The sequence below is a fragment of the Halomonas cupida genome, assembly GCF_900142755.1.
Lineage (GTDB): Bacteria > Pseudomonadota > Gammaproteobacteria > Pseudomonadales > Halomonadaceae > Halomonas > Halomonas cupida.
On record NZ_FRCA01000001.1, the window covers coordinates 103,121 to 128,291 of the forward strand.

Consider the following 25,171-nt stretch of genomic DNA (forward strand, 5'->3'; position numbering starts at 1 on the left):
GGTGAGAATAATGGATAACATAGGGTTTCTTTCTATATTGCCGGCTGTGCTTGCAATTGTACTTGCGTTTGCCACACGAGATGCAATAGTGGCCTTGTTTGCGGCTAGTTTTCTGGGATATTTTCTTATTGATGGAGTGTTATGGGAGTATCCAAATTTTCTTATAGAGACAATTTCAAGCGATAGCTTTTCCTGGGTGTTTTATATTGAGATACAGATTGGCATCTTGATTGCGCTGTTTCAGCTTTCTGGTGTGCCTGAAATATTCTCGTCAATCGCACAGAAACAGAGAATGACGAGAAGAAAAGGACAGGTTTATGCTTGGCTGGCAGGCATGGGAGTATTCTTTAGTGATTATTTCAGCCCCATTTTTGTAGGAACCTCGTTACAGGCTGTGACTGACAAGGTCAAGATTTCCAGAGAAAAACTCGCATATATTGCCGATTCGACGTCTTCTCCTCTTATCGTAATCATTCCGTTCAGCTCATGGGCGCTATATATATCCGGAATAATCGGGGATCAAGCACCTGGGGTGTCGAGCTCCGAAGCCGTTGGGATATTTGCAAGTTCCATAGCTTACAATTTTTATGCGATATTGTCCGTAGTGTTTGTGGGGCTGATATGCTTTGGAGTTGTCAAGGACTTTGGTCCAATGAAGAAGGCAGAGGACCGCGCTTACGAACACGGTAAGGTTGTTCGAGATGGATCCATGCCTATGGTGGGGAAGGAGATAAAAGAACTGCACAAACCTGAAGGTGCGTCCTCCAGCTTCCTGTTGAATTTTCTTATCCCCATTTTCATGATCGTAGGAATAAATGTTGGCGGCTATATTGCATTCGATAGTGTAAAGATTGTCGAATCCTTTGCAGCGGCTCTCCTGTATCTTTTTGTGGTGATGTCATTTCAAAGGTTCGGAATCAAGTTGCTTTCCAATGCTGTGGTTTCGGGAGTGAAGGCGGTAGTACCTGCAGTGCTCATACTCCTGTTTGCCTATGCGTTGAATAGCATCACCAAGGATGCTGGCGCAGCAAATTATCTGGTATCCATTTCTGAAGGTTTGATTACGCCCAATCTTCTTCCGGCTATCGTATTTGTCGTGGCTGCTGTTATATCATTTTCGACAGGAACTTCATGGGGAACTTTTGCTATTGCGATACCTATTGCTATGGCGATGTCGATGGAGTTGACTGGAGGGATATCCAGTCCTCTGGTGCTTATGTCGATTGCTGCAGCTACCGGCGGGGGAGTTTTTGGTGACCATTGCTCACCACTTTCTGATACCTCTGTCCTGGCATCTATTGGTGCTGGTTCGGATCACATGGATCACATAAGGACGCAAATCCCATATGCACTTATAGTGGCTTTTGTTAGCTTCTTTATATATTTGGTTGCCGGGTTTGTGCTGTAGTTGGATGCCTCTATTTTACCGCCTTCGGGCGGTTTTTTTATGGTGAGTTTTTATTATGAAAAGATGCTTCACGGTTGGGTAATTTTGTATAAGGTGGTGAAACAATAATTCAGAATATGTGATTGGCCAGATTGAAAGTTTTTGTTGTGGATTGGCTTCATTCCGGTGGCAAGTGTATAGGGTATCTGGATGCGGGGGAGTTGGTCTGTACCCTGATCAAAATAAGAAAAAAAGGAATGATGTTGGTATAAAACGTCGTTTGAGGCAGGGCAAGCCTGAGGCAATACTGCGAGTGTTGAGTATTCAAGCCGAGTCATCCTCAGGAGAAAATAATGATCGACACTATCATGCAGCGTCTGGGTGTTGCTGAGACTCTGTACCGTGACGGGAACTACGCCGTCACCTCGCCAACTGATGGCGCTGAGATCGGCCGGGTTCAACTGGAAGGCCGGGGTCAGGTTCAGGCTCGCATCGACCGCGCCCAGGCGGCCTTCGAGAGCTGGCGACAGGTGCCTGCACCGCGGCGTGGCGAGTTGGTCCGCCTGTTTGGGGAGCAGCTGCGTCTCCACAAGGAGGATCTCGGCGCGCTGGTGACGCTGGAATGCGGCAAGATCTATCAGGAAGGCCTCGGCGAAGTGCAGGAAATGATTGATATCTGTGATCTCGCCGTAGGTCAGTCCCGCCAGCTCTACGGCTTGACCATCGCCTCTGAACGCCCCGGTCACCATATGCGGGAAAGCTGGCATCCGCTGGGACCGATTGGCCTGATCACTGCCTTCAACTTCCCAGTGGCTCCCTGGGCCTGGAATGCCGCCCTTGCGCTGGTCTGTGGCAACAGCTTGCTGTGGAAGCCCTCCGAGAAGACACCATTGTGTGCCTTGGCCTGTCAGGCACTTCTTGATCGTGCCATGCAGGAATTCGGCGATGATGCGCCCCGAGATCTCAGTCAGGTGATCATCGGTGAGCGTGAGGCCGGCGAATGCCTGACCGATGACCCTCGTGTTCCGCTGATCAGCGCCACCGGCAGTACTCGTATGGGACGAGAAGTCGCGCCCCGTGTTGCCGCCCGTTTCGGCCGCAGTATTCTCGAACTTGGCGGCAACAACGCCATGATCCTGGCGCCCAGCGCCGATCTCGACATGGCGGTGCGTGCCATTCTGTTCTCGGCGGTGGGTACCGCTGGTCAGCGCTGTACCACCTTGCGTCGCCTGGTCGTCCATGAGTCGGTTCGTGACGAAGTGGTTGAGCGAGTGAAGAAGGCCTATGCCAACGTCAGCATCGGTGACCCGATGGAGGGGAGCCTGGTGGGCCCGCTGATCGATTCTCAGGCGTTTGAACAGATGCAGTCAGTGCTGCAGAGCGCACGGCAACAGGGTGCTCAGGTGTTCGGTGGCGAGCGTCAACTGGCCGATGCCTACCCCAATGGCTACTACGTGACGCCGGCTATCGTCGAGGTCGAGCAGCAGAATGAGCTGGTCAGGAACGAAACCTTCGCGCCCATCCTCTATGTGCTCAGCTATCGTGACTTCGACGAGGCACTGGCGCTGAACAACGATGTGCCTCAGGGCCTTTCGTCCTGTGTGTTCACCACCGATGTCCGTGAGGCCGAGGCGTTCATCTCCGACCTGGGCAGCGACTGCGGTATTGCCAACGTCAATATCGGGCCGAGTGGCGCCGAGATCGGCGGTGCCTTCGGTGGTGAGAAGGAAACCGGTGGTGGGCGTGAGTCCGGCTCGGACGTGTGGAAGAGCTACATGCGTCGCCAGACCAATACCGTCAACTATTCCCGTGAGCTGCCTCTGGCCCAGGGCATCAAGTTCGATTGAGAGAGAACGGCCATCCGGCGCACAGAGGCGCGCCAGGTGGCCGTAGGGCGCCCTTGAATCCAGTCATGGAGCGATGCAATGACAACAACAATGGCTCGAGAACAGTGGGGTAGCCGTTTTGGCTACCTGATGGCCGTCATCGGTGCGATGGTCGGTGCCGGTAACATCTGGCGAATGCCTTATGTCACCGGCGAGAACGGGGGCGGTGCTTTCCTCATCGCCTACTTTCTGCTGTTGTACCTGATTGCCGTCCCCGGCTTGATGGGCGAGACCAGCCTTGGGCGCTATACCCGACAGGGGCTGATCGGGACCTTCCGCAAGGTATACGGCAACAATCGCCTCGTTGGCTTGGGGCTGGTGATCCTGATCTTCAACATCGTGCTGATGTCCTACTACTCATCGGTGGTGGGCTGGTCGATCTACTATGCCTACCACGCCTTGATTGGCACTTTTACCCAGGTGGATTTCGACACTGCCGCGCTATGGCAGTCATTCAGCCAGAACACGGCGCTGAATGTCGGCATGCACAGCATCGCCATGTTGATGGTGACCAGTATTCTGATCTTCGGGATCAAGGGTGGCATCGAGCGTCTCGCCAAGTGGATGATGCCGATCCTGACCATCGCCTTGATCGCCATTGCCATTCGTGGCTTGACGCTACCGGGGGCTGTTGCCGGCCTTGAATTCAGCTTCTCGCCCAACTGGGAGTATCTGGCGCGGGGAGAAACATGGCTCGCGGCGCTGGGGCAGGCGTTGTTCTCCACCGGGCTCGGCTGGGGCATTGCCCTGACCTATGGCAGTTATCTGGGGCGTAACGACGATATACCGATTGGTGGTGGCGTGTTCACAGCCATCGGCAACACCAGCTTCGGTTTGTTGGCGGTGTTCGCTGTCTTCCCCATCGTCTTCGCCTTCGGTATCTCGCCGACCTCCGGCCCCGAACTGGCCTTTGTGGCGCTGGCCACAGCCTTTGGCAGCATGACCGGTGGCTATATCTGGGCGCTGCTGTTCTTCATGGGCTTCTTCTTCGCCAACCTGACCACCGCACTTGCGATTACCGAGGTCGGTGTCACGACGTACAAGGAAGAGCGCAAGGTGCCACGTACCCGCGCGGTGCTGATGATCTGCGGCATTATCTGGTTGCTGGGCATTCCGAGTGCCGTCAACGCCGATATCCTCGGGTACCTGGACTTCGTGCTTGGAAACTGGGGTCTGCCGCTCGCCACCTTCATCATCATGGTGACCATCGGCTGGAAGTTCGATGCCAATCGGCTGCGCATCCTGAGCCTGAATCGTGGTGCTGACCTCTATATACCGAGCATCTGGGAGGCGACCGTGCGCTACCAGATTCCCCTCATCATGCTCGGCATCATGGCCTACTTCCTCTACAGCAACCTCAGCGAGGCCCCACTGAAAACCGTCAGTGGTCTGGCTGTGCTGACACTGATGATTCCCTTGTGCATGGAGATCATGCGTCGTCTGCAGAAGCGTCAAGCGACCACCAGCATCGTTGGAGGACAGGCTTCATGAGTATTTCCGCTATCGTTGTGATGGTGGCTTCCATCATCGCCCTGTGGGGAGTCGCCAGCCTGGCGCTTGTCTACTCGATGCGCCAGGAAGACCGCAAGCTGATGCTGCTGAAGGAGCAGGGGGATTTTGAACCCTTCTCACCGGCTGCCCAACGTGACATCGAAGACTGGCTCAGGCGACATCCGGACGGACCGGAAGCCGATGAGATGCGCGAGCTCCTCGAGTGGCAGCATCGCTCTCTGACGCAGAATGCCCGGCGTTTCCATCGCTGGCCGGATGCCTGATTCCGCCGCTGAGTGAGCCTGTAACAGAACAATGAAGCCACCATACAGGGCAGGATGTTCCATGAAGAACCGTTGTCTGTGGTACGACACTTCGCTGGAGCCGGCACCGATGCTGGAGAGGCTGAATGAGAAGCTGACAGCTGAGGTTACAGTGATCGGCGGTGGGATTACCGGGCTCAGCACGGCGCTGCACCTCGCCGAGGCTGGGGTGGATGTGCTTCTGATCGAGGCGGGAGAGATTCCTTCCGGAGGCTCCGGGCGCAGTGTCGGTCTGGTCAACGCCGGCTTATGGATTCCCCCTGACGACATTCTCGAGACATTGGGACAGGAGGATGGCGAACGTGCCAATACGCTGTTGGGTGGCGCGCCCGCTGAGGTGTTCTCGCTGATCGAGCGGCACGCTATTGACTGTGATGCCACACGCACGGGAACCCTGCACCTGGCGCATAACACCAAAGGCGAGGGGGATCTGGCCCGGCGAGCCGAACAGTTTCAGCGCCGTGGGGCCCCGGTGGAGTTACTCGGGGGAGACGACTGCTACCAGCGAGTGGGGACGCGCCGTATCCGGCGTGCCTTGCTCGACCACCGCGCCGGTACGATCAATCCAGCGGCCTATACCCGTGGCCTGGCCCGAGCCGCGGTGAAGGCGGGTGCGCGTCTGTACACCAATAGTCCGGCCTGTGGCGTTACGCGCCATGCTGAGGACTGGCTGGTAATGACGACTACCGGCAGCGTGCGCGCACCGCGCGTGGTGTTTGCCACCAATGCCTATACCGAAGACCACTGGAACAGGGTCCGCGATCACTTCTTTCCCGGGCACTTCTTCCAGGTCGCATCACCACCGCTTCCGGAAGAGTTGGCCGGTGACATTCTGCCCGAAGGGCAGGGGGCCTGGGACACGCGTATGGTACTGAGCAGTATGCGCCGCGACGCCGAGGGCAGGTTGATTCTGGGAAGCCTTGGGCGTGGCGAGGGGCGTCCGGTCGCCTGGATCCGCTGCTGGGCGGATCGCATCCAGCGGCATTATTTCCCGCAGTTGGGCAAGATGGACTGGGAGTGCACCTGGACCGGACGGATCGCCTTCACCCCCGAACACACGCTACGTCTCTTTGAGCCTGCGCCGGGGATCCTCGGCGTGACCGGTTTCAATGGCCGTGGCGTCACCACTGGCACCATCGTCGGCAAGGGATTTGCCCACTACCTGGTGACTGGCGATGACAGCCTGCTGCCGCTACCGATTCGCAGCCACCGGCCGGTACGCGCCAGACCATTGTGGAGCTCTGGTTACGAGAGCGGCTTCACGCTTTATCACACCGGACAGTGCCTGCGTGTCGTGACCTGATAAGCAATTCCCTCCAGGGTGGGTAACAGCTCGACAACAAGGCAACCATGTCTGAGCGAGCTTGTTACCACTTTCGTCCTGACACTCGTTCTTCACCACGGCCTCTCCTCACCACACTCACTCCTCATCACATGTGGCCGCTCAGCCCCCTGACGCTCGGCCAGCTTCGACAAGCATATCCGGTGTTCTCCCCATGGAAGCCACGGATAACCATTCGACTGCGTCGAGCATGTTGCTGATTTCGTGGCTGTCATGACACTCCGCGAACATCTGGTGGCCTGGCGCATCTTCTGCAGCCTCAATCTTCCTCAAGGACTTCGAGCTGATGGCGAGCGCTGTCAGCCTGATCAGAGCCCGATAGAAAGTGGTATTTCTTTTCCATTGTTTGGTATGACCATAAATCACTCTGCTTTTCCTTACCTCCTGCTGATCTATGTTAGACCATTGTCTATTTTTTATTAAAAAATTGTTTTTATTGAAAAATATGATGTGAATTAAAATCTTCTTGTTTTTTGTGTGTTGTTTTGGCTCTGTATTTTGTCTAGTTTGGTACGACCATAAGAGGCCCTGATGTTGGAAATCCTCTGAACATCCGAGTGACCATGGGCTGTTGCTGTCAAGGGGCCAAACCAGACTGAGCCCTACAGCGTGGTTATCAGTGGTGCAGTGGATGGCGGGTCGTGGCGGATCTGCTCCCTGACGACAACGAGCGGTTTGCCTGAAAGGTCGATAGACAATCAATAACAAATGGTGGAGATGCGCCAATGAGAACCAGATCCCTTCTTTCCTTGTCTGCTTGCCTGTATGTAGCTTTCGGTTCAGGGGGCGCTCAGGCTACGGAAACCGTAAAGTGGGCTCATGTCTATGAGCCTTCCGAGGCCTATCACCACTGGGCCGAGTGGGGTGCCGAGCAGATTGCCGAGCGCACCGATGGTCGTTATGAAGTGGAGGTCTTTCCGTCCTCGACGCTTGGCAAGGAAGTCGATATCAACCAGGGACTGGTGTTGGGAACGGTAGATATCATCTACACAGGCCAGAGTTTTGCAGCCCAGACTTATGGTCCACTGGCCCTCTCGGATGCGCCCTTCGTGTTTCGTGACTATGGGCACTGGCAGGCCTATACCGACAGCGAGTTGTTCCAGGAGTTTGCTGACGGTTATCGCGACGCTTCCGGTGGCAACCTGATTCTTGGTGGCTGCTATTACGGTCTGAGGCATGTGACGTCCAACATGCCGATTCGCGAGCCGGCTGATATGGAAGGCCTGAAGATTCGCGTGCCCAATGCGCCGATCTACAGTCTGTTTCCCCGGGCTGTCGGGGCCCAGCCGACACCGTTGGCCTTCTCCGAGGTCTACCTGGCGCTCCAGCAGGGGGTCGTGGATGCTCAGGAGAATCCACTGCCGACCATCCGGGCAAAGAAATTCTATGAAGTGCAGGATTACATCAACCTCACCGGTCATGTGACAGGCTCCAACCTGATTGTCGCCGGCGGCATATTCTTCAATGGTCTTTCACAGGAGGATCAGCAGATCTTCCGTGACGTGCTTGGAGAAGTGGCGAAGCGAGTCTCGGATGATGTACGAGAGCAGGAGTTGGAGGCCGTCGCTTGGTTCGAGGAGCAGGGCACCACCATCGTGGAAGTTGATCGCGAGGCGTTCCGTGAGGCGACATTGCCGCATCTCAACGGTGACGAGGCCACCTGGACCGAAGAGCAGTTTGATCGTCTTCAGGCCCTGCAGTGAGTCGGTTGGAGAGCCATGCAATGAATAGAAACTCACTGGAATCACCGGATGAAAGCTTGTCGCCGCCCGCTCCGGGCGGCGACGAGGACGCTATGGTGGCGATTGACTTCGAGGAAGAGGATCGACCCTTCTCATGGCGTGATTACGGCCTCGAAGACGGCCTCGTATTTGTCGTGTTCTGGAGCATGGCCGGGGTGGTTTTCATCCAGTTCTTTACCCGCTACGTCCTTGGGTCGCCGCTTGGCTGGACGGAGGAAGTGGCGCGTTATCTGCTGATCTGTGTTGGTTTTCTCGCTGCTACCATCGGTGTACGCAAGCGTAGCCATATTCGAATCGATCTGGTGCACCGCTATTTGACACCACCGCTGACAGCGTTGCTGGTGTGGTTGGTGGATGTTGGACAGCTGGTGTACTTCATCACTCTCGGCTGGGTGACCTGGAAGATTCTTCCATTGATGGGGGCCCAGAAGATGACCTCCCTGGCGATGGGTATGGACGTGCTCTACGGCGTCGTGTTGTTCAGCATTGTTGTCATGGTGTTGCGTCAGGCCTGGCAGGTTGCCACCCGACACAGCTTGAGATCATGCCGCAAGGGATCGGGCAGTGATGCACAGGGGACTCGCCCATGACGTTGCTGATACTGTTTATTTCGCTGTTGGTCATGCTGTTGCTGGGGTTTCCGGTGATGGTGGTACTCGGTGCGTCGTCGCTGATTGCCATACTGGTTGAGGGCAGTGTCCCCGATTTCATTGTGCTCCACCGCATGGTCAGTGGTATGGACAGCTTTCCACTGTTGTCCATTCCCTTCTTTGTGCTTGCGGGGAGCCTGATGAACTCGGCAGGTATCACCGGTCGTATCTTCGATTTTGCTCGTGCACTGGTTGGCTGGATGCCTGGTGGCCTCGGACATGTGAATGTCGGAGCATCGGTGATCTTTGCCGGCATGTCCGGAGCGGCAGTTGCTGATGCCGGTGGTCTGGGGGCCATCGAGATCAAGGCCATGCGTAATGCCGGCTATGACCCGGGTTTTTCCGTCGGAGTAACGGCGGCGTCCTCGACCATAGGGCCAATCATTCCGCCAAGCCTGCCGCTGGTCATCTACGGTGTCACAGCGTCGACGTCCATCGGCCAGCTGTTCGCTGCGGGATTGATTCCGGGCCTCTTGATGGCAGTGGCATTGATGATCATGGTGGCCTGGTATGCCCATCGATATCACTACCCACGTGACGTTGCCTTTGCTCTGAAGTGGATCGCCTACACCTTTCGCCGTGCCTTCCTCTCGCTGATGACACCCGTCATCATCGTGGGAGGGATCGTGCTCGGAATTTTCACGGCGACCGAGGCAGCCATCGCGGCGGTGGCATACGCCATGGTTCTTGGCGCTGTTGTCTACCGCACACTGACCTGGCGACGGCTGATCAGCGTTACCATGGAGACCATCGAAACTACCGGCATCATCATGATGATCATTGCCGCATCAGCGGTATTCTCGTGGTTGCTGACCAGCCACCACGTTGCCGAGGGCTTTGCCAGTTGGATGCTGACCTTCACCTCCAATCCGGTGCTGATACTGCTGCTGATGACACTGATTCTGTTCGTGGTGGGCTGCTTCATGGAAACCATTGCAGCAATCACCATTCTGGTACCGATTCTGCTGCCCATCGCTGTCAGTCTCGGGGTTGATCCGGTGCAGTTCGGTATCGTCATGGTACTCAACCTGATGATTGGCTTGCTTACACCGCCGGTTGGACTCGTTCTCTATGTTCTTTCTCAGGTATCGAAAGTGCCTTTCGAGCGGTGTGCGGTGGCAACTCTGCCGTTCCTGTTCCCACTGTTTGTGGTGCTGATGCTGGTGACCTTCGTTCCGGCCATTTCCATGTGGCTGCCGACGATGCTCTATCGGTAGTCCTGATGGACCAGTGGTGTAGCGAAGGCCCCTGTTGCCGAGTTTCGGCAGCAGGGGCTGTTTCATGCCTGGGTGGTGAGGCCATGGAAGACTCAAGAGGCTGTTGTGACTGTGAGGTGTGTGGCCTGAGTAGAGGTGTAAGCGTGTGCTGGTGGACTACCGAGGTGGAGGAGTTTTCACTACCCCCAAGACGGGGTGGGTCAAAAACTGGATAATGTCGGGTCTCGGAAACACGGCATATATGGCCGAGCGATCCCATCGCCGCTTTTTCCTGACGTTTGGCCCCCTGGCGTCCAGTTCACCTGAGTCTCGACTTTCCTGAGGCTGGGTTCTCCTGACGCCTGGCCAGGCCCACATCTACACATCCGGTGCCCTCATGGAAATCAAGGTCAACTTTCTCGACAACCTCCGGCTCGAAGCGAGTTTTGACGACTTTACCGTCATCACCGATCAGCCCATCCGCTACAAGGGAGATGGGTCGGCGCCGAGTCCGTTCGACTACTTCCTGGCGTCCTCTGCGCTCTGCGCTGCCTATTTCGTCAAGGTCTATTGCGTGGCTCGCAATATTCCCACCGAGAATATTCGGCTGTCGCAGAACAACATTGTCGATCCGGAGAACCGCTACAACCAGATCTTCCGTATTCAGGTAGAGCTGCCCGAGGACCTGTCCGACAAGGATCGCCAGGGCATCCTGCGTTCCATCGAGCGCTGTACGGTCAAGAAGGTGGTGCAGACAGGGCCGGAGTTCCAGATCGAGACTGTCGACAACCTGGATGAAGATGCTCAGGCATTGCTGATGGCCGCGCCGCAGGAGGGCGAGAGTACCTGGATCGAGGGCAAGGATCTGCCTCTCGAGCAGACCATTGCCAACATGACCGGCATCCTTGAAGGGCTGGGCATGAAGGTGGAGATCGCTTCCTGGCGCAATATCGTGCCCCACGTGTGGTCGCTGCATATTCGCGATGCCGCTTCGCCCATGTGTTTCACCAATGGCAAGGGTGCCACCAAGGAAAGCGCGCTGTGCTCGGCGCTGGGTGAGTTCATCGAGCGCCTGAGTTGCAACTTCTTCTACAACGACCAGTTCTTCGGTGAAGAGATCGCCAACAGCGAATTCGTTCATTACCCGAACGAGAAGTGGTTCAAGCTGACGGCGGATGATTCGCTGCCGCAAGGCCTGCTGGATGATTACTGTCTGGAGATCTATAACCCGGACGGTGAGCTGTGTGGCTCGAACCTGATTGATACCAACTCCGGCAACGTAGAGCGCGGCATTGTCTCACTGCCGTTCGTGCGTCAGTCGGATGGCAAAGAAGTCTATTTCCCCTCCAACCTGATCGAGAACCTCTATCTCAGCAACGGCATGAGCGCCGGCAATACGCTGGTCGAGGCTCAGGTGCAGTGCCTGTCGGAAATCTTCGAGCGGGCGGTGAAGCGGGAGATCATCGAGCAGGAAATTGCCCTGCCGGATGTGCCCATGGAGGTGCTGCAGCAGTACCCCGATATTCTCGAGGGCGTGCAGGCGCTGGAGGAACAGGGCTTTCCGATTCTGGTCAAGGATGCCTCGCTGGGTGGGCGCTTCCCGGTGGCCTGTGTGACCCTGATGAACCCGAAGACCGGCGGTGTCTTTGCCTCCTTCGGTGCGCACCCGAGCTTTCATGTGGCGCTGGAGCGTAGCCTGACCGAGCTGATGCAGGGCCGCAGCTTCGAGGGGTTGAACGACTTCATGCCGCCTACCTTCAACTCGTTGGCAGTGGCCGAACCGAACAACTTTGTCGAGCACTTCATCGACTCTTCCGGTGTGGTGTCCTGGCGGTTCTTCAGCGCCAACCATGACTTCGAGTTCTGCAACTGGGACTTCTCCGGCAGCAACGAAGAAGAGGTAGCCAGTCTGATGGCGATCCTCGAGGAACTCGGCAAGGAAGTCTATATGGCTGTCCATACCGACCTGGGGGCACCGGTATGCCGTGTGCTGGTGCCCGGGTATTCCGAGGTCTATCCGGTGGAGGACCTGATCTGGGACAACACCAACATGGCGCTCGACTATCGTGAGGACATCCTCAACATCCATGCCCTGAGTGATGAACAGCTCGGTGATCTGCTGGAGCGTCTGGAAGAGAGCCAGATCGATGAGCACATGGATATCATCACCTTGATCGGTATCGAGTTTGACGAGAATACGGTGTGGGGCCAGCTCAGCATTCTCGAACTGAAGTTGCTGGTCAATCTGGCCCTGCAGCAGCATGAAGAGGCTCTGGAACGGGTCGAGATGTTCCTCCAGTACAACGACAACACCGTGGTGCGGGGGCTGTTCTACCAGGCGATGCAGGCGGTGCTCGAGATTGTCCTCGATGAGGAACTCGAGCTGGACGATTACCGCTACAACCTTGGGCGCATGTTCGGTGAGGAAACCCTGCAGGCGGTGGTGGGCTCGGTGAGTGGTGAGGTGCGTTTCCACGGCCTGACGCCGACCAGCATGCAACTGGAAGGGCTGGAGAAGCACCAGCGCCTGATCGAGAGTTATCGCAAACTGCACGCCGCGCGTGCGGCTCGTGCGGCTGAGCGATAACCAACCCTGTTTGCGGCCCTGTATGCCGGGGCCTGCTGCTCTTGCCATGTAACCAACGACACCGCCGCCTTTCAGGGCGGCGGTGTCGTTGGTCATCCGATACTGAGGGGGGGGAGTGGTGAGTCAGCTGGCCATGGCCATGGAGCGACGAGTCACGAGACTCACACCGACATAGCATATGGCCTGGACCATGTTCAAGGAAGGTCGGCAGGGCTTGGTTGAGCTTCACCAGCAGTGAGCCGCGTGCCCATCGCAATGTCGGTAAGGGGAGCGCCAAGGTACTGCAGTTCATCACACTGGCATCGTTTTGAAAATCTGCCGAGGGGGATTCCTCGCTCCCTGTGCCTCGGTCCGCCCAGGAGGCGGGTGGTTAGCGTGACGCATGGAAATGGGGCAGTATCTGTTGAACAAGCTTCACTGGGCTGTGGTGCGATGAATCAGACAAAGCGGGAACAGGGGACACCGGACGGTCTCTCGGCAGAGTTCATCATTTCCGAGGCGGACTATCTCAAGGCGATGAAGCTGTTTGCCAGGATGACGCCAAAAGTATGGGGCGTTCTGGGCGCGCTGTTTGTCGTCATCGCACTGGCAGTACTTTTGGGTACTAATTCTGTGCGCGGTGTGGCGATCGGCGGTGGCATCGGTGGTGCCATTGCGTTAGTGATGTGTCGCGTCGCGAGCCCTGTGCTGGCAAGGCGCCACTACCGAAACTATCCAGCGATCAAGGCTCCCATCCGAATCCGGCTTCAGGATGATGGAGTGATGATGATCTCCGCAGATTCAAGGTATTTGCTGAAATGGCAGAACATCATCAAATGGCGGCACAATGATGAGTACGTGCTGTTGTACACCATGCCGCGGCTGTTCTACATCGTCCCCCGTCGTCTGACTGACAGTGGCTTTGATATCGCTGGACTGATGGCCTGGCTCGAAGGCAAGGTCGGACCGCCTCGCTGACTGGCCATGGCGCCCGGAGGATCACTTCGCGAGTGTCTGTCCGGCATGTTCGGTGCGCAGGCCTGTGCCACGATGGTCATCGCTCATCAGCCAGGGGCGTCCTACGCCTCGACTCCAGCAGCAGCCACTCCAGATAGTTCTTCTTCTCCATGGCAGCCGTGTCCTCCTGCAGAGCATGACGCTGCCCGGAACTGTCATCCTCCTGCCTATCTTCCTGATACTTCCACGTTTCTGCCTCTCTTCATTTCCAGCCTTTCGTTCCTGGCCCTTACATTCCTGGCCCTATGTATAAGTAACATCTCTTGAGAAATGTATATATAGTTGCTATCTGTTGTATATAACATGATGCGTGAAACATCCTTGGTGGAGTGTGATTTTGCTGATTCGAGCGTCTGGTGGCAGGCGAGGAGAGTAAACCCATGAACATGAACATGCAGTTTCTTCAGGATCTGCTGTCGCGAGTGGCCAGCAGATCACGTGAACAGGGCCCCGGTCTCGGGGGACGAGACAGCAGGAGCGGGGAGTCACCACTGGCTCAATTGAGCGCTGCCTGTCATACGTTGATGACGAGTGGCGGTGAAGCTTCGCGTATTCTCGTTGCTCAGCGGGCTCTCAAGTTGTACGCCGAGTTGGGGGAGGGGGATCGCGTAGCCTTCTTCTTGCTGCTTGCTGATCAGTACGCGGCGAACCCTGACGAGGTGCACAGGGCCTATGCGGCGTATCGAGATGAGGAAAGCAACAGTCACCTGGAACGTCTGTTCTCGGCCTGTGAGCCCGCCCGCCAGAACCTGTTACGGCGCCTCAATCTTTGCCCGGGTGGCACCTTCGAGCTGGTCAAGATGCGCGCCGATCTGCTGGGGTTGCTCAAGGAGCACCCGGAGCTCAAGCCGTTGGATGCGGACTTTGCCCACCTGTTTGCTTCCTGGTTCAACCGCGGCTTCCTGATGCTGGAAAGCATCGATTGGAATACCTCGGCAGCAGTGCTGGAAAAGGTCATTCACTATGAAGCCGTGCATGAAATTCATGACTGGGATGATCTGCGTCGTCGTCTCGGCCCACGGGATCGACGCTGTTATGCCTTCTTCCACCCTGCGACAGGCGATGAGCCGCTGATCTTCGTCGAGGTCGCGCTGTGCCGGGGCATGCCTGACAACATCCAGAGCATTCTCGAGTCCGGTGAAGAGCTCGATCCCGACAACGCGGACACGGCGGTGTTCTACAGCATCAGTAACTGCCAGCGCGGCCTGAAAGGGGTTTCGTTCGGCAACTTCCTGATCAAGCAGGTGGTTCAGGAACTCAAGCGGGAACTGCCCGGACTCAAGGAGTTCGTCACCTTGTCACCAGTACCGGGGTTCGCTGCCTGGCTCGAGAGCGAGAGTAGCGAAGGCAGCATCAAACTGTCCGAGGCTGCCGAACAGGTGCTTGAGGCAAGTGGCTGGCAGGAGAGCGTGGAACAACGCAAGACCCTCCGTACAGAGTTGCTGCCGTTGGCGGCGCGTTACTTTCTGGAAGCCCGCCACCCCAGTGGCCAACCCCTTGATCCCGTAGCGCGCTTTCATCTCGGCAATGGTGCCAGCCTGCACCGTCTCAACTGGCCCGGCGATACGTCCGACAAGGGACTGCGCCAGGCGCATGGCCTGATGGTCAACTATCGCTACCAGATCGATCAGATCGAACAGAACCACGAGGCCTACAGCCGCGAGGGCAGTGTCATCTGTTCTTCCGATATTCGCCGTCTGGTGGCGAAACAGAAATCCCGTCGTCAGGAGCAGGCCGGCGCCTGAGGGTCACCGTCCTGTAGCGCAGGCTTCCTGCTCATTTTCATCAGTGAGAAGACCATGAATCATAACCTCTATCTGCAGTTTCTCGCCCATTTCACCCAACAACCGGACAAGGTGTTGATCGACACGCCTGAGGGTGACGAGTATCGCTATATCGATGTCCAGACGGCCTCGCAGCGCCTGGCTAGCGTGCTGTCCGAACTTGGCGTACAGCCGGGGGATCGCGTGGCCGTACAGGTCGACAAGAGTCCTCAGGTGGTCATGTTGTATCTGGCCTGTCTGCAGGTTGGTGCGGTCTATCTGCCGTTGAATACGGCCTATACCGATGCTGAGGTTGAATACTTTCTTGGCGATGCTCGGCCGCAGTTGTATGTCTGTACGCCGGATAAGCTGGCCAACGCTCAGCAGTTCAGCCAGCAAGGGCTAGTGGTGCAGGTCGAGTGCCTGGGCACGGCAGGTGATGGAACCCTGATGGATCGCGCCGAGTCGGCCGAGCCGACCACTGAGGTGGCGCAACTGGATGGCAATGACCTGGCAGCAATTCTCTATACCTCCGGCACCACGGGGCGGGCCAAGGGCGCCATGCTCAGCCACGAGAATCTGGCCTCGAACAGCCGCTCTCTGGTTGAGGCCTGGCGCTACAGTGCCGATGACCACCTGCTGCATGCCTTGCCGATCTTCCATACCCACGGCTTGTTCGTGGCCTGCAACGTGACCCTGACGGCAGGAGCCTCCATGACGTTCATGTCACGGCTGGATGTTGACGGGTTGCTCGATCGAATGCCGACGGCGAGTGTGCTGATGGGTGTACCGACCTTCTACACGCGTCTACTGCAGTCACCGCGTCTGGACCAAGAGGTCGTGCGCAACATGCGTCTGTTCGTATCTGGTTCGGCGCCGCTACTGGCCGAGACCCATGAGGAATTTCAGCAGCGCACCGGTCACGCCATCCTTGAGCGCTATGGCATGACGGAAACCAACATGAATACCTCCAACCCCTATGTCGGCGCGCGTCGTCCCGGCACTGTGGGCATGCCGCTGCCCGGCGTGGAAGTGCGTATTACCGATCGTGAGAGTGGGCTGAGCGTGGCTCAGGGCGAGACCGGTATGGTTGAGGTGCGTGGGCCTAATGTCTTTCAGGGCTACTGGCAGATGCCCGAAAAGACCCGCTCGGAATTCCGCGACGATGGTTTCTTCATTACCGGTGATCTGGGGCGCATCGATGAGCAGGGTTATCTGCAGATTGTCGGGCGTGACAAGGATCTGGTGATTTCGGGAGGCTACAACGTCTACCCGAAGGAAATCGAGCAATTGATTGATGAGCTTCCCGGCGTCCTCGAATCGGCGGTGGTTGGTGTGGCTCACCCGGATCTGGGCGAGGGTGTCACGGCGGTGGTGGTGCTGAAGGACGGAGAGCGTCTCGACGAAGCGCAGGTCATCGCCAGCCTCCAGTCAAGCCTGGCACGCTACAAGCAGCCACGTCGGGTGTTCTTCGTCGATAGCCTGCCGCGCAATGTGATGGGCAAGGTTCAGAAGAATCAATTACGAGCGACCTATGCCGACATCTATCAGCACAAGGAGGCGACGACTGCCTGAAACGGTTCGCCCGCTTGAACGAACAGGGGCGGGCGACGTTACAACAAGTACGCCAGTGCGCGCCGACAAGAGCGCGACACTTCAGCAAGACGACAGCTTCATCACAACGATAACAGCGAGAAGTGACCATGGTGATTTACGGTGTTGCCCTGTTGGCAGGGTGCATGATGGCTGGCCTGATCGTAGGCGATCTGTTGGGTCAGCTACTGGGTATCGACTCCAATCTCGGAGGCGTGGGTATTGCCATGCTGCTGCTGATCTTCAGCACCAGTTGGCTCAAGGATCGTGGCCGTTTGCCCGAGGCAACGGCGTCCGGCATCAACTTCTGGAATGCCATGTACATTCCCATAGTGGTTGCCATGGCTGCCAGTCAGAACGTGGCGGCGGCCTTCAGCGGTGGTCTGGTGGCCATTCTGGCCGGCGCTCTAGCCGTGGTGCTGGGGTTGGTGATGGTCCCGGTCATTGCCGGCAAGCCCCGTGACGACAAGGCTTCTGGAGCAGTACCCAATTCCGAGGGGCGTTTGACCTCGGTATCCGAGCCGAGCCGCTGAGGGAGGAGCAAAAATGCTGGAATCACTACTGGAACTCTTCGACAAGTATCATCTCGTGGCGGCATTCGCGGTCATTGGCCTGACCATGTACGCAGCCTACTGGGTCAGCGCCCGCTTCACCCGCGGTAAACTGCACGGATCTGCCATCGCCATCATGATCGGCCTCGCGCTGGCGTACTTCGGTGGGGTGACGACCGAGGGTACCCATGGCCTGGCGGACATCAGTCTGTTCTCGGGACTCGGCTTGATGGGCGGAGGCATGCTGCGGGACCTGGCGATCATTGCAACGGCCTATGGTGTGCAGTTCAGCGAGATTCGCAAGGCAGGTGTTCGTGGCGTCATCGCACTGTTTGCCGGTGTCATCGTGTCCTTCGTGGCTGGCGCGGTGATTGCCGTGGCCTTTGGCTACACCGACCCCATCGACATCACCACCATCGGTGCCGGAGCCGTGACCTATATCGTTGGCCCGGTGACCGGCGCGACCCTGGGGGCGAGCTCCGAGGTAGTCGCGCTGTCGATCGCTGCCGGCCTGGTCAAGTCGATCCTCACCATGATTGCCACACCGATGACGGCGCGCCTGATCGGGCTGGACAACCCGCGTTCGGCGATGATCTTCGGTGGCTTGATCGGTACGACCAGCGGGGTGGCAGCAGGGCTTGCGGCGACGGACGCACGGCTGGTGCCTTATGGTGCCATGACCGCCACCTTCTATACCGGGCTCGGGATTCTGCTGGCGCCCACAGCGCTCTTCCTGGTGGTACGCGCACTGTTCTGAGGAACGGCGTTCACTGACTGACAAGGCGGTGACCGTAGGGGCTGATGCTCAAACGGTCGCTGCTGATTTTCCGGTTATCCTGCCAGGTTCCACTGGCCCATCCCTTTCTGCTGTAGATGCCTTCCCATCAGATGTCCGGGGCCTCCTTGCTTCTGGAAATCTGCTTCTGGAAATCTGCTTCTGGAAATTTGCTTCTGGCCATTTGACCGCCAGTAGCAGCTTCGGGCCTTGTCGCGTGAATATAGCCTCTTTGTTGATCCTCAGGGCATGCCAATTAATGAGCCTTGATTATTTTATAAGCGCTCGCTGTGCTGCTTTGGTACTGAGTTTTTGATTTTACTGGTGGGAAGTTTTTGATGCTGGTTAATTTGTAGTTAAGGTCGCATGTCATGACGCGCTGTTTAGTGTGTTTTATCTGGATCTTTATTTTTGATTCGCCCAGGTTCCATATTTGGCCTGAGACCTTTTTACTTGTGTTGTTCTCTATGTCTTCTGCCTCCTGAAAATTTGATATGGCGAAGTTTTCAAGAGGCTTTTGGTGATTCGACGATGGAGCCTGTGAGGCATGCTTCTCGGAGTGGATCAGAGAATGTTTGAGCGGTGGTCCGTAACGGTAAATGGTAAATGCCTTGAATGAATTTGATGGTTTTCGGCTGTTCCTCGAGGCATGAATTCATGACGAGTTTTATATATGGGCTTTTCTCCTGGGGATTTGGTTGTGCTGGCCAGAGAGGGATCAGGGTTTTTGAAATACGTAGCGATTATGGGTGTGGGGATAAGTATTGCTAATCCATTTCGGGATTCGAAGAACTCAAGATAGAGGATGCACAATGGTGAAGATTCTCCCTTATTCCCGACAGGGGCTTCCGGCAGGACGGAAATACTGTTACGGCATCGCCTGTATGGTGGCACTGTCGCTGGCCGGTTGTGCGGTGACTCCCGAGCCGTTTACGCAGCATGAGAACAGTCAACGAGCCTCGGATCTACTGGAGCGCTATACCGCTGATCAGGAACCGGTCACCGCACCGATTGATCTCTATACCGCCATGGCCAGGGCAATCAAATACAACCTCGACTATCGAGTTGAGTTGATGGAAACAGCGGCCCGTCTGCAGCAGTTGGATGTCAGCCGCTATGACATGCTGCCCCGCATTGTCGGCTCACTCAATTACAACGGACGCTCCAATGATGCAGGCAGCGTCAGCCAGTCACTGTTGACAGGGAAGACGTCGCTGGAGCCGTCAACCTCTTCGGAGCGTGAGTCCCTGGCCGGCGACTTGGCGTTGAGCTGGGATGTGCTGGATTTCGGACTGTCGTACGTCCGCGCCAAACAGAAAGCGGATGAAGTCCTTCAGGCGGAGGAGAACAAGCGTCGAGTGGTCCAGCGCATTGTCGAGGATGTGCGTTCAGCCTACTGGCGAGCGGCCAGTGCCGAACGCTTGATGGCCAGAACCCAGCAGCTCGAGGAGCGTACTCAACAGGCGCTGGATATGGCGCAACGTCAGAAGGCCAATCACCTCACCTCGCCCATGGCTGCACTGAGCTATCAGCGCGAACTGTTGTCGATCCGTCAGCAGCTTCAGCAGTTGACGCGGGAGCTCAAGGTGTCCAAACAGCAATTGGCAGCGTTGATGAACCTGCCCCCGGATACCGAATACAGCATTGTGGTACCGGCGCGTGATCTGGCCTGGGAATCGCTGAATATGAGCTATGACGACATGTTGCACCTGGCGGTGATGAATCGCCCGGAGCTGCATGAAGTTGCCTACAAGTTGCGCAGCAACGAAATGGAAGGCACAGCGGTGCTGCTGCAGACATTGCCCAGCCTGCGACTCTTCGCCGGTGCCAACTGGAGCAACGACGATTTCCTCTACAACAGTGACTGGGCGAGTTGGGGCGCCAAGGCCAGTTGGAACCTGTTGAATGTCTTCCGTATTCCAGCGGAACAGCAGCGCATCGAGGCGGGAGGCGAGTTGCTGGATGCCCGAGCCCAGGCACTGACTATGGCGGTGGCGACTCAGGTCTCGGTGAGTCGAGCACGCTACGCGCTGCGTCGCAAGGAACTGGAGACTGCACAGCGCTACCTCACCGTGCAATCCAGCATCGAGCACCAGATCGAGGCGGGGTATCGCGCAGAAAGCGTCAGTCGCCAGACCTGGATTCGTGAGCAGATGAATACTGTCGTTGCCGAGGCCAAGCTGGATGTGGCATTGGCGGATCTGCAGAGTGCCTATGCCAACGTCTACACCTCCATGGGGATCGATGCAGTCGATGCCAGCATGAGTGCCGACGAGAGTGTGGCGGAGCTGGCCGGTGACCTGCGTCACCTGTGGGCCGGACGCGGCGATGCCCTGGCACTGGCGGGAGATCTCTGACATGGCGATGTGGCGCAATGATGTTCGGCACATGCTGCTGGTGGCTGGACTGGCATCGCTGTGTTCGCTCCCTCTGCACAGCCTTGCACAGGAGTCGAGTGATCCTGGAGCGGATGCTACCGGAGAGGAAACCGCCGAAGTTTCGGGTACTCCATCGTCGGCTCCATTACCGGTGGGGAACCTACAACCGGTGGTGGCGACTGCGAGCACCGACGCGGCTGTGGATGAGAGGTCGAATGGCGTGGTTCGTGGTGTGTTGCGAGCAGAGCAGGAAGCTGTGCTGGCCAGCAACGTCTCGTCGCGGATCATTGCCATGCCGTTCAGGGAAGGTGACAGCTTCGACAGTGATGCCGAACTGGTGAAGTTCGACTGTTCTCGGTTTGAGGCTCAATTGCGTGGAGCAAGGGCGCAAGCCAATGCCGCCTCGCGGGATGCTGAAGTACAGCGTGAGCTGTTGAGCATGGGAGCCGGAGGTCGAGCCGATGCCGATATTGCCTTGTTCAAGGCGAGTCAGGGGCGTGCCGATGCCCAGGCCATCGAGAGTCAGATGCAGGGGTGTTCGATTCGGGCCCCCTTCGCCGGTAGTGTCGTTGAGCCGATGGTTCACCAGAACGAGACACCTGCGCCCAATGAGCCACTGATCCACATTGTCAGCGATGGTGCTCTGGAATTGCAGATGGTGGTGCCATCCTGCTGGTTGGCCTGGCTGACGGACGGCGCGACCTTCCATTTCCGAGTCGATGAGACCGGTGACATGTTGCAGGCGGAAGTGAGGAGGATGTCTGCAGCGGTCGATCCTGTCAGCCAGACAGTCAAGGTCATCAGTAGGGTGCTCGAGGTGCCGGAAGGAGTGTTGCCCGGCATGAGTGGTTCGGTGTACTGGCTGGAGGGAGACACACAGCCTGGTGATATTCAGGGCTGTCATTCGGAGTCTGCCGCGTGAGTGTGGCGGAGGTGCTGCCATCGGCGGTGGATCAGCCTGCCGCGAATGGACCCACCGGTGCTACCCGGGCTGGTATGGACGCTCCTTCTGAAACACAACGTCCGGTTGTCACCAGTCTGGACCATCTGGTTCGAATCGAAGGGGGGCTGCGTGCCTGTCGTTGCCTGGAGCAGCTGGCTGCCCATCTGGCCAACGAGACAGTAGCGCTGTTGCCGTTCTCCGAGTCTCTGGTATTCAAGCTGGAACGCGGGTGGCGAATGCAGGCTGCCAGTGGGCGCGCCACGGTGCAAAGAGATGTCTCCCGAGTACGTTGGTTCGAGCGCCTGGTGAGCCGCGTGTGGCAGCAGACCGACAGGCAGTTGGCGCCCACTGCTTTCGAGGTCTCCGGCTACGCCGATCCCGATGATGCGCTAACTCGGGAACAGGCCCAGCGCCAACTACTGTGGATACCGCTGGCTGATGCCGAACGCTCTGTCGGTCTGGGCTGGTTGCTCTGTCGGGCCTTGCCCTGGGAACCTCATCACCTGGTACTGGCCGAACGGCTTGCGGCGGCTTATGCCCATGGCGCCCATGCCATCCACGGGCGTCAGCGCCGTTGGCAGCCGTTGAAGGGAAGGGCGGTCTGGCTGGGAGTGGCGGGGATATCGGTGCTGGCCGCTGCAATGGCGCTGGTGCAGGTGCCCTTGATCACCCGTGCGCCGGTGGAAGTGGTGGCGGCGAGCCCCTTTGTGGTTGCTGCTCCCATGGAGGCCGTGGTTGACCGCATTCTGGTAACGCCTGGCACTGAGGTAGCCACCGGCACTCCTCTGGTGCAGCTCAATGACATTGAGTGGCGCAACAAGTATGAGGTGGCTCAGCGCCAGTTGGAGGTGGCCGAAGCGAGGACCTTGCGGCTACGTCAGGCATCGATCACCGATAGTGATGCTCGTCGTGAGTTGGCTATTGCACAGAGCGAGCAGCGTGTTGCGGAAGCCGAGCGTAACTACGCCCAGGTGATGCTCGACAAGACGCTGATCCGCGCACGAACTTCTGGTGTCGCATTGTACAGCGATCCTCGGGACTGGGTGGGCCGGCCAGTGGCGGTGGGAGAGGCGTTGATGCAGGTCGCCGATCCCGCTGATGTCGAGTTCCGTATTGAGGTGCCAGCGGCTGACGCAGTCAATCTTCTCCCAGACGCTCGGGTGGATGTCTTTCTCGATGCGGCGCCACTGGACCCTATCGAGGCCCATCTTGAACGCGCTTCCTACAAGGCTGAAGCCAACGCTGCCGGAATAGCCAACTTCACGGTCGCGGCGGGGGCGGAAATGCCTGACGGCGAGATTCCGCGTATGGGTTTGCGCGGCGTGGCACGCATTCATGGTGACCAGGTGTCACTGTTCTACTATCTATTTCGACGGCCGCTGGTGGCGCTCCGTCAGTTGACGGGGGTATAGCGCCATGCTTCCAGCCAACTCAGATTCCGGTGCTCCCGATGAACTACCACTGCCGCCGTTGCGCCAGGACTTGAAACTGATTCGCGGCGGAGCGGAAGGCGCGGATGACCAGCGCTGGAAGATCCATGATCCGTTGAGTGATCAGTTCTACGAGGTCAGTCAGGATGTCATTGATATCCTGTCGCTCTGGTATCTCGGGCAGGCCCAACGAATCGTTGATCAACTGCAGCGTGGCCTGCACCACGATATAGGTCTTGAGGCAGTGACGGAGGTGTTGGAGTTCCTGCGTCAGCACGAACTGCTGCAGGCACAGCCCGGTGAGAGCTACACCCGGGCGGCAGACAGGATCAAGGCAGGCAAGGGGCGCTGGTTCAGCAAGGTGTTGCACGGCTATCTGTTCTTTCGGGTGCCCTTGACGAGGCCTGCTCGCTTTCTACGTGCCACCATGCCGCTGGCCAGCCTGTTCTTCCAACCTCTGTTCTGGGGAATCACAGCACTGGCTGCCATGATCGGGCTGTTCCTGGTATCCCGTCAGTGGGAATCCTTCGTCACGACCCTGCCACAGATGTTCAGTGTCTCTGGCGTGGTGGCCTTCAGTCTGAGTCTGGTCGTTGTCAAGACACTCCATGAGTTGGGGCATGGGTATGCCGCGACGAGATCGGGGGTTCATGTCACCACTACCGGTGTGGCCTTCATTGTCATGATGCCAGTGCTGTACACCGATACTACCGATGCATGGCGGCTGTCATCACGTCGCAAAAGAGTCCTGATTGACGTTGCGGGTATCGCGGTGGAATTGATCATCGCGGTATATGCCACCCTGGCATGGGTGTTCCTGCCGGATGGACCAGTGCGCTACGTGGTGTTTGCGCTGGCCACAACTGGCTGGCTGGTCAGTCTGCTGGTCAACGTCAATCCGCTGATGCGCTTTGATGGCTATTACCTGTTCAGTGATCTGGTCGGAGTGGCCAATCTACAGGAGCGTTCCTTTGCCATGGGGCGTTGGTGGTTACGTGAAGCCCTGTTCGGGTACGGCGATGAGATTCCCGAGGAGACCACCGCATCACGACGGAGGTTGTTCATCGGCTTTGCCTTCGCCGTGTGGATCTATCGTTTTTTCCTGTTTCTTGGCATTGCCGTGCTGGTTTACCACTTCTTCTTCAAGGTCTTGGGACTGTTTCTGTTCCTGGTGGAAATCAGTTGGTTCATTGTGCTGCCGATCAGCCGTGAGTTGCTGGTGTGGTGGCAGAGGCGGCGAGATGTGGGACATCGCGTCGTTGTCACCATGATCGCTGGTCTGAGTGTACTGGCCGTGTTGATTGTCCCACTGCCGTTCACGGTACGCGCTCCGGCAGTTCTCGGTTCGGCCGAGCAGCATCCTGTTTACACACCGCATCCAGCGCGCATCGAACAGGTGTTGGTGGATGTGGGAGACAGGGTGGTCAAGGGACAACCTCTGGTGCAGTTGTCCGATCCCGAATTGAGCCAACGCATCGCTGCTGCTGTCGAGCGACGCTATCTCCTCAAGGCCCGGCTTGATCGGCGCAGTGCGGATCAACAGGACCGAGCGGAAAGCCTGGTACTGGATAGTGAGCTGGTGTCTGTGGAGCAGGAGCTCGATGGGCTCAAGCGGGAGCAGCAGCAGTTGCAGCTCAAGTCACATATCGATGGTGTCGTGGTCCAGCGCGATGACAACCTTCACACGGGGCGCTGGGTCAACGACAGCACTCGGCTGCTGCTGGTGGCCCAGCCACGAGCACTTGTCGTTCAGGGATACATCAACAGCGACGAGTTGAACCGAGTTCACCCGGGCCAGGCCGGAAGCTTTGTCGATCAGCAGTTTGTTCTGCCTCCGCTGAACATCGAGATCGATGAAGTTGCCGGTGCAGCGGCGGACTCCCTGGATAACTGGATGTTGGCTTCTGTCCATGGCGGCTCGGTGCCGTCGCGTATGGATGGTGAGACAGCGCATGCCGAAGGAGCAGAGTTTTCTCTGACAGCGCATGTGACCGGTGATAGCCCGGCCAGCCTTACCGAATTGCGTGGAGAAATGCAGTTTCGCGGAGAGCCGATCAGCCTCGCCGCTCGTGGTTTCAACCAGATCATCAAGGTGCTCTTGCGTGAGATGTCGGCGTAGGCCGCTATCGGCAAGATGA

The 25,171-nt window shown here is 57.5% G+C and carries 18 protein-coding genes; all 18 read left to right on the forward strand.

The genetic code is table 11. The features are described 5' to 3' along the window. The first annotated feature begins 10 nt into the window (after positions 1-10). The 18 genes from BUE38_RS00445 to BUE38_RS00535 all read left to right on the forward strand — a co-directional run bounded on the left by BUE38_RS00445 (position 11) and on the right by BUE38_RS00535 (position 25,152). The gene (locus BUE38_RS00445; protein WP_073433069.1) at positions 11-1,408 is read left to right on the forward strand and encodes a Na+/H+ antiporter NhaC family protein; all 1,398 of its coding nucleotides are present in this window, start codon (positions 11-13) and stop codon (positions 1,406-1,408) included. A 332-nt stretch (positions 1,409-1,740) separates the two neighbouring features. Then, complete coding sequence (amaB, locus tag BUE38_RS00450) at positions 1,741-3,234, forward strand: L-piperidine-6-carboxylate dehydrogenase (RefSeq protein WP_073433070.1); 1,494 nt, start codon at positions 1,741-1,743, stop codon at positions 3,232-3,234. 78 nt (positions 3,235-3,312) lie between these two features. Then, positions 3,313-4,764 (forward strand): sodium-dependent transporter, encoded by a 1,452-nt coding sequence (locus BUE38_RS00455; RefSeq protein WP_073433071.1) that lies wholly within the window; start codon positions 3,313-3,315, stop codon positions 4,762-4,764. After that, complete coding sequence (locus tag BUE38_RS00460; RefSeq protein ID WP_073433072.1) at positions 4,761-5,048, forward strand: DUF8026 family protein; 288 nt, start codon at positions 4,761-4,763, stop codon at positions 5,046-5,048. The genes BUE38_RS00455 and BUE38_RS00460 overlap by 4 nt, the downstream gene beginning before the upstream one ends. Before the next feature lie 61 nt (positions 5,049-5,109). Beyond that, positions 5,110-6,390, forward strand: a complete 1,281-nt coding sequence (amaA, locus tag BUE38_RS00465) for an L-pipecolate oxidase (RefSeq protein ID WP_084541632.1) — start codon at positions 5,110-5,112, stop codon at positions 6,388-6,390. Positions 6,391-7,154: 764 nt separating this feature from the next. Then, a complete protein-coding gene (locus BUE38_RS00475) occupies positions 7,155-8,132 on the forward strand; it encodes a sialic acid TRAP transporter substrate-binding protein SiaP (RefSeq protein ID WP_073433075.1) in 978 nt (325 codons plus the stop codon). A 20-nt stretch (positions 8,133-8,152) separates the two neighbouring features. After that, positions 8,153-8,761, forward strand: coding sequence for a TRAP transporter small permease (locus BUE38_RS00480; protein WP_073433076.1), 609 nt, complete (start codon positions 8,153-8,155; stop codon positions 8,759-8,761). Then, entirely contained in the window at positions 8,758-10,038 is a 1,281-nt protein-coding gene (locus BUE38_RS00485; RefSeq protein WP_073433077.1) for a TRAP transporter large permease, read from the forward strand. Before BUE38_RS00480 ends, BUE38_RS00485 begins: the two co-directional genes overlap by 4 nt. A gap of 376 nt (positions 10,039-10,414) precedes the next feature. Next, positions 10,415-12,604, forward strand: coding sequence for an OsmC domain/YcaO domain-containing protein (locus tag BUE38_RS00490; protein ID WP_073433078.1), 2,190 nt, complete (start codon positions 10,415-10,417; stop codon positions 12,602-12,604). A gap of 432 nt (positions 12,605-13,036) precedes the next feature. Then, positions 13,037-13,561 (forward strand): YcxB family protein, encoded by a 525-nt coding sequence (locus tag BUE38_RS00495; RefSeq protein WP_073433079.1) that lies wholly within the window; start codon positions 13,037-13,039, stop codon positions 13,559-13,561. A gap of 425 nt (positions 13,562-13,986) precedes the next feature. Continuing rightward, complete coding sequence (locus tag BUE38_RS00500; RefSeq protein ID WP_073433717.1) at positions 13,987-15,345, forward strand: malonyl-CoA decarboxylase; 1,359 nt, start codon at positions 13,987-13,989, stop codon at positions 15,343-15,345. 54 nt (positions 15,346-15,399) lie between these two features. Next, on the forward strand, positions 15,400-16,938 hold the full coding sequence (locus tag BUE38_RS00505) for a malonate--CoA ligase (RefSeq protein WP_073433080.1): 1,539 nt from the start codon (positions 15,400-15,402) through the stop codon (positions 16,936-16,938). 128 nt (positions 16,939-17,066) lie between these two features. Then, complete coding sequence (gene madL / locus BUE38_RS00510) at positions 17,067-17,489, forward strand: malonate transporter subunit MadL (protein ID WP_073433081.1); 423 nt, start codon at positions 17,067-17,069, stop codon at positions 17,487-17,489. A 13-nt stretch (positions 17,490-17,502) separates the two neighbouring features. Beyond that, positions 17,503-18,264 carry a malonate transporter subunit MadM gene (madM, locus tag BUE38_RS00515; protein WP_073433082.1) on the forward strand — a complete coding sequence of 254 codons (762 nt, stop codon included), beginning with the start codon at positions 17,503-17,505 and terminating at the stop codon, positions 18,262-18,264. 830 nt (positions 18,265-19,094) lie between these two features. After that, the gene (locus BUE38_RS00520) at positions 19,095-20,639 is read left to right on the forward strand and encodes a TolC family protein (protein ID WP_084541634.1); all 1,545 of its coding nucleotides are present in this window, start codon (positions 19,095-19,097) and stop codon (positions 20,637-20,639) included. 1 nt (position 20,640) lies between these two features. Next, complete coding sequence (locus BUE38_RS00525) at positions 20,641-21,582, forward strand: efflux RND transporter periplasmic adaptor subunit (RefSeq protein WP_073433084.1); 942 nt, start codon at positions 20,641-20,643, stop codon at positions 21,580-21,582. Further along, complete coding sequence (locus BUE38_RS00530) at positions 21,579-23,015, forward strand: efflux RND transporter periplasmic adaptor subunit (protein ID WP_073433085.1); 1,437 nt, start codon at positions 21,579-21,581, stop codon at positions 23,013-23,015. Before BUE38_RS00525 ends, BUE38_RS00530 begins: the two co-directional genes overlap by 4 nt. A gap of 4 nt (positions 23,016-23,019) precedes the next feature. Next, on the forward strand, positions 23,020-25,152 hold the full coding sequence (locus tag BUE38_RS00535) for a site-2 protease family protein (RefSeq protein ID WP_073433086.1): 2,133 nt from the start codon (positions 23,020-23,022) through the stop codon (positions 25,150-25,152). Positions 25,153-25,171 lie beyond the last annotated feature (19 nt).

Bases quoted from the DNA above. Each gene is read 5' to 3' on its own strand.
- BUE38_RS00445 (WP_073433069.1), top strand. From the start codon at position 11: ATGGATAACATAGGGTTTCTTTCTATATTGCCGGCTGTGCTTGCAATT.
- amaB (WP_073433070.1), top strand. From the start codon at position 1,741: ATGATCGACACTATCATGCAGCGTCTGGGTGTTGCTGAGACTCTGTAC.
- BUE38_RS00455 (WP_073433071.1), top strand. From the start codon at position 3,313: ATGACAACAACAATGGCTCGAGAACAGTGGGGTAGCCGTTTTGGCTAC.
- BUE38_RS00460 (WP_073433072.1), top strand. From the start codon at position 4,761: ATGAGTATTTCCGCTATCGTTGTGATGGTGGCTTCCATCATCGCCCTG.
- amaA (WP_084541632.1), top strand. From the start codon at position 5,110: ATGAAGAACCGTTGTCTGTGGTACGACACTTCGCTGGAGCCGGCACCG.
- BUE38_RS00475 (WP_073433075.1), top strand. From the start codon at position 7,155: ATGAGAACCAGATCCCTTCTTTCCTTGTCTGCTTGCCTGTATGTAGCT.
- BUE38_RS00480 (WP_073433076.1), top strand. From the start codon at position 8,153: ATGAATAGAAACTCACTGGAATCACCGGATGAAAGCTTGTCGCCGCCC.
- BUE38_RS00485 (WP_073433077.1), top strand. From the start codon at position 8,758: ATGACGTTGCTGATACTGTTTATTTCGCTGTTGGTCATGCTGTTGCTG.
- BUE38_RS00490 (WP_073433078.1), top strand. From the start codon at position 10,415: ATGGAAATCAAGGTCAACTTTCTCGACAACCTCCGGCTCGAAGCGAGT.
- BUE38_RS00495 (WP_073433079.1), top strand. From the start codon at position 13,037: ATGAATCAGACAAAGCGGGAACAGGGGACACCGGACGGTCTCTCGGCA.
- BUE38_RS00500 (WP_073433717.1), top strand. From the start codon at position 13,987: ATGAACATGCAGTTTCTTCAGGATCTGCTGTCGCGAGTGGCCAGCAGA.
- BUE38_RS00505 (WP_073433080.1), top strand. From the start codon at position 15,400: ATGAATCATAACCTCTATCTGCAGTTTCTCGCCCATTTCACCCAACAA.
- madL (WP_073433081.1), top strand. From the start codon at position 17,067: ATGGTGATTTACGGTGTTGCCCTGTTGGCAGGGTGCATGATGGCTGGC.
- madM (WP_073433082.1), top strand. From the start codon at position 17,503: ATGCTGGAATCACTACTGGAACTCTTCGACAAGTATCATCTCGTGGCG.
- BUE38_RS00520 (WP_084541634.1), top strand. From the start codon at position 19,095: ATGGTGAAGATTCTCCCTTATTCCCGACAGGGGCTTCCGGCAGGACGG.
- BUE38_RS00525 (WP_073433084.1), top strand. From the start codon at position 20,641: ATGGCGATGTGGCGCAATGATGTTCGGCACATGCTGCTGGTGGCTGGA.
- BUE38_RS00535 (WP_073433086.1), top strand. From the start codon at position 23,020: ATGCTTCCAGCCAACTCAGATTCCGGTGCTCCCGATGAACTACCACTG.